This window comes from Chryseobacterium pyrolae, from assembly GCF_025153485.1.
GTDB classification, from domain to species: Bacteria; Bacteroidota; Bacteroidia; order Flavobacteriales; family Weeksellaceae; genus Chryseobacterium; species Chryseobacterium antibioticum.
Map to the genome: position 1 here is coordinate 1 of NZ_JANZQH010000018.1, position 8,970 is coordinate 8,970.

The 8,970-nt window shown below is 31.0% G+C and carries 13 protein-coding genes; 12 read left to right on the top strand and 1 reads right to left on the bottom strand.

Annotated elements, in window-relative coordinates; translation table 11 throughout:
* The first annotated feature begins 130 nt into the window (after positions 1-130).
* The 12 genes from NZD88_RS21055 (at position 131) to NZD88_RS21110 (ending at position 8,515) form a co-directional block, all read left to right on the top strand.
* Positions 131-1,078: a zincin-like metallopeptidase domain-containing protein gene (locus tag NZD88_RS21055; RefSeq protein ID WP_259831775.1), complete on the top strand. Its 948-nt coding sequence runs from the start codon at positions 131-133 to the stop codon at positions 1,076-1,078.
* A gap of 220 nt (positions 1,079-1,298) precedes the next feature.
* Positions 1,299-1,520, top strand: coding sequence for a hypothetical protein (locus NZD88_RS21060; protein ID WP_259831777.1), 222 nt, complete (start codon positions 1,299-1,301; stop codon positions 1,518-1,520).
* A 69-nt stretch (positions 1,521-1,589) separates the two neighbouring features.
* Positions 1,590-1,913 carry a hypothetical protein gene (locus NZD88_RS21065; RefSeq protein WP_259831780.1) on the top strand — a complete coding sequence of 108 codons (324 nt, stop codon included), beginning with the start codon at positions 1,590-1,592 and terminating at the stop codon, positions 1,911-1,913.
* The gene (locus tag NZD88_RS21070) at positions 1,900-2,220 is read left to right on the top strand and encodes a hypothetical protein (protein WP_259831781.1); all 321 of its coding nucleotides are present in this window, start codon (positions 1,900-1,902) and stop codon (positions 2,218-2,220) included. The genes NZD88_RS21065 and NZD88_RS21070 overlap by 14 nt, the downstream gene beginning before the upstream one ends.
* 98 nt (positions 2,221-2,318) lie before the next feature.
* Positions 2,319-3,080 (top strand): ParA family protein, encoded by a 762-nt coding sequence (locus NZD88_RS21075; protein ID WP_259831782.1) that lies wholly within the window; start codon positions 2,319-2,321, stop codon positions 3,078-3,080.
* The gene (locus NZD88_RS21080; protein WP_259831783.1) at positions 3,070-3,573 is read left to right on the top strand and encodes a hypothetical protein; all 504 of its coding nucleotides are present in this window, start codon (positions 3,070-3,072) and stop codon (positions 3,571-3,573) included. The genes NZD88_RS21075 and NZD88_RS21080 overlap by 11 nt, the downstream gene beginning before the upstream one ends.
* Positions 3,574-3,671: 98 nt before the next feature.
* Positions 3,672-3,905, top strand: a complete 234-nt coding sequence (locus NZD88_RS21085; RefSeq protein WP_259831784.1) for a hypothetical protein — start codon at positions 3,672-3,674, stop codon at positions 3,903-3,905.
* Complete coding sequence (locus NZD88_RS21090) at positions 3,889-5,028, top strand: hypothetical protein (protein WP_259831785.1); 1,140 nt, start codon at positions 3,889-3,891, stop codon at positions 5,026-5,028. The genes NZD88_RS21085 and NZD88_RS21090 overlap by 17 nt, the downstream gene beginning before the upstream one ends.
* A 512-nt stretch (positions 5,029-5,540) precedes the next feature.
* On the top strand, positions 5,541-5,798 hold the full coding sequence (locus NZD88_RS21095) for a hypothetical protein (RefSeq protein WP_259831787.1): 258 nt from the start codon (positions 5,541-5,543) through the stop codon (positions 5,796-5,798).
* A gap of 370 nt (positions 5,799-6,168) precedes the next feature.
* The gene (locus NZD88_RS21100; protein WP_259831789.1) at positions 6,169-7,188 is read left to right on the top strand and encodes an aminoglycoside phosphotransferase family protein; all 1,020 of its coding nucleotides are present in this window, start codon (positions 6,169-6,171) and stop codon (positions 7,186-7,188) included.
* A 117-nt stretch (positions 7,189-7,305) separates the two neighbouring features.
* Entirely contained in the window at positions 7,306-7,722 is a 417-nt protein-coding gene (locus NZD88_RS21105) for a RapZ C-terminal domain-containing protein (RefSeq protein ID WP_259831791.1), read from the top strand.
* A 79-nt stretch (positions 7,723-7,801) separates the two neighbouring features.
* Complete coding sequence (locus NZD88_RS21110; RefSeq protein ID WP_259831793.1) at positions 7,802-8,515, top strand: nucleotidyltransferase family protein; 714 nt, start codon at positions 7,802-7,804, stop codon at positions 8,513-8,515.
* Between the two features lie 74 nt (positions 8,516-8,589).
* Here NZD88_RS21110 and NZD88_RS21115 read toward each other — a convergent pair.
* Positions 8,590-8,970 (bottom strand): S24 family peptidase (locus NZD88_RS21115; RefSeq protein WP_259831795.1); only part of this gene is annotated, 381 nt, incomplete at its 5' end.

Below are 8,970 nucleotides of genomic sequence, written 5' to 3' on the forward strand. Positions count from 1 at the left end.
TACCTACGGCATCTGCCACTTTAGAAAAAGTCAAGTGTCCTCGAATACCAAAGCATACAAACATTTTAAAATCTTAACCCTTTAAACAATATAACTACTAACTATTAATTATAATATTAAAATATTCATTATGAAAACAGCATACAGAAAAGTACAATCAAAGACCACAGAAACGAAACAAGATAAATTTATCAGCAAAATTTTAGAAAATCTAGACAAAGTAAATGTTAATGATTGGGAACAATATACAAAACTAGAAAGTGCATATCCCTGCAACCTTTTTACCGAACAAAATTACAAAGGCTTTAATATGGTAGCCCTTTTTTTAGATACAATAGCTAACGGTTTTACTTCTGCAAAATACGCCACTTTTAATAGTATAAGTAAAGCAGGTGGAAAACTTCAAAAAGGTGCAAAAGGCTGTGTAATTGAATTTTTTAGTTTCATTTACAAGCATATTGAGACTGGAAAAACTTATACTCAGGATCAAGTTAAAGAAATGACAAAACTACAACAAAATAAGATTAATAAAATTCCTTGCTTAAAAAACTATACCGTTTTTAATTCTCAGTTCATAGAAAATCTTTCAGATCTAAATTTAAATATTATTGATGATCAACCTGAAGAAAAGGAACTTGAAGAACTTCAAAACTGTGAAAGCTTTATTTCAAAAATTATTACAAAGGGAGAACTTGATCTGAGGTTTGGGGTTGATACTACTGCATATTATTCTCCAGCTTTAGACTATATTTTCATGCCGGAAAAAAAATATTTTGTTTCTACATCTAAATATTATTCGATTTTATTTCACGAGATCATTCACTGGACAGGTAATGGTAATAGACTTAATAGAACTTTAGCGGGACATAAAGATAAAGAGAGCTATTCATTCGAAGAACTTATAGCCGAAATGGGAGCTATGTTAAACTGCTTACAGTTCGGTATATTAAATGAATTTATAAATTCTGTACGTTATCTTAAATCTTGGGCAAATCATAATAGTCAAGAGAGAGAAACTGCAATCAGAAATGCTTTTTTAGAATCTAAAAGAGCAAAAAAATTCCTTGAAGCTATTTAGTAAAGTAAGAACCTAAATAGGGTTATTAAAAAATATAACAACTAATTAATAAATATAATATTATGAAAAACACTATTAAACCTCATACTGATCTGTTGCACCCAGTACCTGCAATAATTTTAATTCTTTTTTTGATGTTCTTAACAATGTGGATACAAAATTTTTAAACAATATAACTACTAATTAATATATATATTGTATGTTTGTAAAATGAATTTATATGAAACATTATGGTAAATATTTACCCTGGGCAGGATCTCCGGTAAAGTACAAATCAGATGATATTGAACGCCTCTTGGTGAAAGAGGAACGATTAAAAAACGATCTTCTAAAATTACAGTCTGAAATAAAAATTGCTGAAATTGATTTTGAAAAAATGATAAAGGAAGACTGGACAGAGGATGAAATAAAGGAAGCTAAAGAAAAAGCAAGAATATTATAACTACTAATTAATATTTATATTAAATTTGTACAAATAATAATATAACCACTAACTAAAATATATACTAATATGAAAATAGAAGATTTAACAGGGGAAGAAATTATGCATTACACTGTTTTGTTTTGCTGGGATTGGAGTAAAGATGATTTTGAAATTGCTTTCAAGGATTCAAGACTTGGCTGGGATTATTACTATAACAAACTACAAGGGAAAATTAATGATGGGGCAGATCCAGCTGAAGCAATTTTGTCAGTAGTTCTCAATATGGATAACACGCATAAGCCTATGCTCTTTGATTATTTATTTAATGTAAAATATCCTAAAGAAATCTCTGATAAAAGAGATTGGCGAAAAGTTATTGATAAGCACCAAAATAAAAATGGCAAGGATTAACACAAGACCTGATATTATCTATGTAAAAGATATGTCAGAAGTTGATAAGGATAACTTTGAAATGATCCTTAATAAGTTTAAAATGACCAATAATGGTAAAGCCATTAAAAGATTATTTTCAGAATATCTAAAAATTGAGAAGACAATTTCAGATAAAAACTCTGAAATTATGATTTTAAATAAGCAATTAATAGATGCTGAGAAGGAAAAGAAGAAATTCTTTGAAAATAAAAATAAATTAATAAATGCGCTTTCAGATGTTGGAAAAACGTTAATTGAAGCCAAAAAAGACATTTCAAAACTATAATAATAATTCGATAAAGGTTCCAGGTTCCGGATGGGGTCACAATCTTCCGGAGCCTTTTTAACGAACTTAAAATGAATCTAAAATAATTTTAAAGTAGTATGAAAACTATATCAATTTTTACACAAAAAGGAGGAGTTACAAAAACTACCAGCACAATAAATATATCGGGAGTTTTGGCCGAATTGGGCTATAAAGTACTTGTTATTGATTTTGATACTCAGTGTCATTTATCACTGGGGTATGACGTAGATAAGGAAACAGAGTATAATGTCGAAGAATTTTTAAACTCTGTAGAACCTATACGGTATGCAGAAAGAGGAAAGCATCAGAATGTTTCTGTGATTTCCGGTAAATTAAAACTTTCAACAAAAAGTTTAAAAAGAGATAGTCTGAAAAAGCCATTAAAGAAAATTGAGAAAGATTTTGATTTTTGCTTAATTGACTGTCCTCCCAAACCCATTAATGATGATCTTGGTTTTGGGGAAATAGCTATTTTTGCTTCTGATTATATAATTTCTCCAGTAGATTATGATGCTTTTACCTTAGATGGTCTCACTACTCTAATTATTACTCTTGATGAGCTACAGCAGAGGGAAAAGCTAACAGCACAGTATTTAGGATTTTTCTTTGCAAAAGTGGAAGAAAACACGAAAGACTTTAAAGAAGCTTACAGAGAACTTTCTGAAAGTGAAATTTCAAGTCTGCTTTTCAAAAGTTATGTAAGAAAGAATGCTTTTATCAGAACAAGCATTAATACGGGTGAATCAGCGGTCTTTTTAAAGCCTTTTTCACCTGTATCGATGGATTATAGAAAATTAACAGATGAATTATTAATGAAAATCAAAATAGATGCAAAATAAATCAAAAATTAAAGGTCTTGGAAGTTTAAAAATGGCAGGGTCTAATTTGCAAAAAACTGCTGAGAAGATACAAGAGCAAGGGGTTGAATTTTCCACTGAAAACAATATCTCTTTTTCGTTTACGCTTGATAGAAATTTAGTCCTCTTTATTAAAGAGATTGTTTTTATTAGAATTAATGAAAGTGTAGAAAATTATCATTTTAATGAAAGCTTGGCCGTCAGAGAAGGGATTCAGCTTTTAAGTGAAAATTTCCCTGTAAAACAACGCCCTGAAGAAATTGGTAACCCAACAAAAAGAGGGAGAAAATCTACAGCTACTGAAGGTGTTGTTAAAGTAAGCACTTCATTTTTGATAAGCGAAGCTGACCGGGAATTCATTTATAATTTTATTTATGAAAAACAAAAAGGAGGGGGGAGATTTACAAAAGAAGAGTTCTTTATTTTAGTTGTTAATCAGCTAGAAAACAAATACAAAATAAAATACCAGGGATAAAAAAAGAGCCCTAATAAATTAGAGCCCTTAACATCTGAAAGATGTTTTTTCCTGACACAAATATACTAAAAATATTAATATGAAAAACAGATATCTAAATGGCTACAAAAGTTTATACATGCAATGTGTTTTTTGAAAATAAATCAGGCTTTTATAATAGTGTTGATAATCCCGAAAAACTTGCAAAGCATTTCGATGATAAAGGTACTAATTGGAAGTATCTAAATGTCTATGAAAAAGATAAGATGGGCGTTAATAAATGCGGGACTTATCTACGAAGAATTTACAGTCAAAAGTATTTAATGGAAAAAGAACATGAAAAAGAAAAATAATAATACAAGCTCTGAAAAAGTTATTAAAACCTTTGAAGAACATGAGCCACAACTATTTACATTATATCCCAACGAGTTGATTGATTTTCTTGGAGGAGTAGATCAATTGAAAAAGCTTAATATTTTTGGGCACCGCATTATTTATGTAATAATGGAAATGCTGAAGAATATCCAGGTGCATAAGATTTCTGTTAATGAGGCCAAAGAAATTTTGTCAAATGATTTAATGATAAGAGATGGGCGTATCCTTTCTCTTTCAGACATTAGACAGGAAGAAGTAGAAAAGAGAAGAATTTTGGAATCAGGGAAAAAGTTGGCAATTATAGAAGAAAATTATTTTGCTGATAATTTCAACATGTTCCAAATGGTTATACCTACAAAGGCATTAAATGATAATGGAAATATAAAAGTAAAAGATAACAGTGTTTTTGATGAACAGTTACAGGTTCTAAAGGCTTTAGGCAACCATAAAATCAAGTCAAACACAGGTAATGAATATTTGATGGCCAATTTTATTGAACTTCCAATTTATAATAAAGGAGATAACTATGTAAGATTTTATATTACAAAACCTACGGCTAATATGTTGTTGAATAATATTGATGGATATTCAAAGGTATACAGAAGCATTCTGTTTTCATCATCTTCACCAATGCCTCTCAATGTGTACTTGTACATTAAAAAGAAGTTTGGGAAAATGAATGGGGGTAACATAAAAATTAAAAAATTTGTAGCTGAGTTGGCCCTGGCTGATCACTATCTAAAAAAATCAAAATTAGATGTTTTCTTATCTTCAATTAAGAAAAAACTTAATGAGATAGGAAACATTTCTTTCGGATATTCTATTCAGGAAGATTCAATTAATTTCGAACTATATGAAACCAAGAACACTGTTTTCATTGAATATTCGTCAAATGATGAATATAGAGCTACTAATGCACTGAAATATATTAAGAAAAAACGCAAATTAAGCGAAAAACATTTAGTTTACATTAAAGCAAAATTTGAAGAACACGGATATGAAAAAATCAATGTTATAACCAAGAGTAGGCTAAGTGCAGAAGTAATAGGAGATGACTATTTAAAGTGGTTTGTAGATAAGTGTATAGAGTTAAACTTATAATACCCCCATTATATGTTCCTAACAATTGTACCCCCAGTGAATGTTCCTAACAGTTGTACCCCCATCGGATTTCTCTGTTACCCCCATTGGATTTCCTTAATGCCCCCACTGGATTTCCCTAATACCCCCATTGGATTTCTTTATTACCCCCACTGGATTTCCCTAATACCCCCATTGGATTTCTCTGGATGCTATATAAAAAGCCCATATTTAGGCGTATTGCTTAACATTTTCCTCCCACACTAATAATATAATATGTAATTAATAAGTTAATCTTTTTATTATATATTAATGTGATAATACCTAGGATATGGATAATATAAGGTGTTCGCCTTAGGCTCACGAGCTTATATTTTGCCCTTACGGTCAAATTCTTTATTAATAGTCGGAAAAAACATCTTCAATATTTTTTCATTTCCTAATTTTTGAAAAAAAAAATTTAACCAAAATTTCCGATTTGGTTGTTTTTGTTGTTTAAGTTGTTTTTATATATTTGTTTAGTATTTTTTATTATGAAAGAGTATTATCAGCTGATTAATGAACTAGATGGCCTTCCAGATAATAAAGCCAGAAATGAATTTTTAATTTCGATTAAAAAAAATCCGTTAATTCCACGACATGATTTCAGACGAATTGCGTGCAATATTTTGTTGGAAGATAATTTTATTGAGCGGAACTATAAAATATCGATTTTAGAAAAGATAAAAATATGCCTTTTTAAACTTAATAATTATTTTGCTATTTTATTAAGAAAAAGGCAAAAAAAATAAAATAAAATATTATGAATTACATCTTTAATATGTTTTATATATTATTAATTATCAATATGTTATATAGAATAGCGAAATATAGAAAATTAACAAAGATCTTCGAAGTAACAAATTTTAATTTAATTGAAAAAGAAAGTAATAATAGGGTTTTGTCTATAATTCTTCTTCTTCTTCTTTCATTATTGATGTTGTATTGTTTTTATTTAAGTATTAGTAAGTTATTTTTAGAGTAAAAGCTTCAAACCAAAAATTGAACAAGATTTCCACTTCGTTAAATATTCCAATTTTAGAGAAGATATCATACCATTCCAATAACATTCTAGTGCCAACTAAACTTTCGGGTCTAAATTAGTATATTTGTTTCTATATTATGAATTCCGAGAAAGCAAAACGATTTTTTGAAAATTATTTAGATGAACAATCTTCTGAGTTCGTTACGCTGGCTCAAAGTGGTTCTTCGAGGATGAACTTCCTGGCCAAATCCAATACCAGAAAATACATTGTCACCAGCAATGAAAATATCAGGGAAAACGAAAGCTTCCTTTATTATTCTGAAATCTTCACTGAACTTGGGCTCAATACACCTCACATTTTTATTGTTTCAGACGATAGGAAAATCTACATTCAGGAATTTCTCGGAGAAAAAACTCTTTCAGAAGTCATTACAAAAGAAGGACTTTCCGGTAACGTAAGAACATTGGTAAAGCAAACATTAGAAAAGCTTTTCCTGCTTCAGATCCGGACTCAGGGGAAAATTGACTTTTCAAAAACGTTTGAATACGAAAGGTATGACGAGCTTCCCGTGATCCATGATCTGTATTATTTTAAAAATTTTGTAGCTGATGTTCTGGAGCTCGAATACAGTAAATCTGTTTTACTGAAAGAATTTAAACAGATTGCCCAGCTTATTGAAAGTCTTGAACCCAAAGGAATTATGATTCGTGATTTTCAAGCAAGGAATATTATGGTGAATGAAGATCGTAAAGTTTCGTTCATCGATTATCAATCTGCTATGGAAGGACCACTGATATATGACGTGATCTCTTTTTTATTTCAGGCTAAAGCTGATTTTCCGGAAGATTTCAAAAACGAAATGCTTGATTATTATATTGGTCAGTTTGAAAATGCAGAAACTAAGACTCAACTAAAAGAATCTATAAAACCAGTCCAAATAATGAGATTCATACAGGTACTCGGAGCTTACGGTTTTAGAGGATTGATACAGAGGAAGCATCATTTTATGGAAAGTATGGAAAAAGGGATTAAAAATATTTCGCAGTTTGCAGCATCCTGGGAACAGATGAAAGATTACCCTGAGCTGAAAAAAGTAATTGAACAGCTGGCTTTGGAAGAAGTGAAATTAAAAATTAATACAATTTTAAACAACTAGTTCCAAAATCCACATTGGTGCCTTGGTACATAAAAATAGTATTAGTAATGTCAGCCTAAGCAAAGATAATGGCTTTGATATTAATAAACCTTAACGGGTTTTAAAAAATATAGAATAATGTTACACATCGATATACACAGTTTTTCGTACAAAAAAGGAGGAATTCCGAAGGACTCTTCAGGAAATGGTGGAGGCTTTACCTTCGATTGCAGAGGAATTTTAAATCCAGGGAGAATTGAAGAATACAAAATCCAGACAGGAAATGACATAGGGGTTCAGGAGTATCTTGAAACCAAAACCGAAATGCCAAAGTTTCTCGAACTGGTAAAATCTATTATTTCAATCAATATCGACAATTATCTGGAAAGAGGTTTTGAAGACCTTCAGATCAATTTCGGATGTACAGGCGGGCAGCACAGATCTGTATATTCTGCCATCAAGATCGCTGAATTCATCAAGGAAAAATATCCTGAAGGCATAGAAATAAGCCTTCACCACGACGAGCAGCACCAACTAAACGTGAGCAATGGGTAATGAGCAATAAGTAATATTTTTACTTGTCACTCAACTCATGAAATTACTCATTACTTATCACTCATTACCTATATACTATATGAAAGCTTTAATTTTCGCTGCCGGGAAAGGCACAAGGCTAAAACCTTTTACGGATCATCATCCAAAAGCACTGGCCAAGGTCAACGGCGTGCCCCTTTTGGAAAGAAATATCAATTATCTTAAAAGCTTTGGAATAAAAGATTTTGTGATCAATATCCATCATTTTGGAAATCAGATTGTTGAATTTTTGAAGAAAAACAGTAATTTCGGATGCAACATTGAAATATCAGATGAAAGGGACGAACTGCTGGAAACCGGTGGCGGCTTGATTTTTGCTAGAAAATTCCTCGATCACGGGGAAGATTTTCTAATCATGAACGCTGATATTTTAACGGATATCAATATTAATGCACTCGTTGAATACCATAAAAAGATAAAAGATTTCGCTACTTTAGCGGTTTCTGATAGAGACAGCTCCAGAAAGCTGCTTTTTAATGATGATATGGTTTTGAGAGGCTGGCTTAATGTACAGTCGGGAGAGCAGAGGCTTGCGGAATTCAACAAAGGATTTAAGGCTCTTGCCTTCAGTGGTGTTCATTGTATCAACCCCGCTATCTTTGGAAAAATAAAAAGAACTGGAAAGTTTTCTGTTATGGAGGAGTATCTTGACCTGATGCAGACTGAACATATCCACGGATTTGTACATGACAGCATTCTGATAGATGTGGGAAGACCAGAATCTATAATAGAAGCCGAAAAACATTTTAAATAATCAGCTTTTTCTTTCAGCTTATATTTTTTCCTTTCGTTGGAGCCACAGCTTTATTGTTGAATTTATAACATATATTAAAATATTTTTTTAGTTAGATCTTCTCTTACTATAGCAAAAACCCTACCCATGACAATAACTATATCCTCCTCTGACACAATAATCTCAGGAAAATCTGGATTATCTGGAACCAATTTTTTATTCTTTAGATCTAATCTCTTAGTTGTATATTTTGAATTATTGAATGATACAACACCAAGATCTCCATCATCAACAGAGAGATCCGCACGAATTATTAGTATGTCCCCTTCATGAATAGTAGGGTAATTGGATATTCCTTTAGCCTTAGCAAAATATGTACTTTCTGGTTTACTTAAATACGGCTTCAAACCAAAAATGGGACAAAATGTTTGTTTCAGATTATAATTGATTGATTTTAAATGAATTAATTTTAGCCA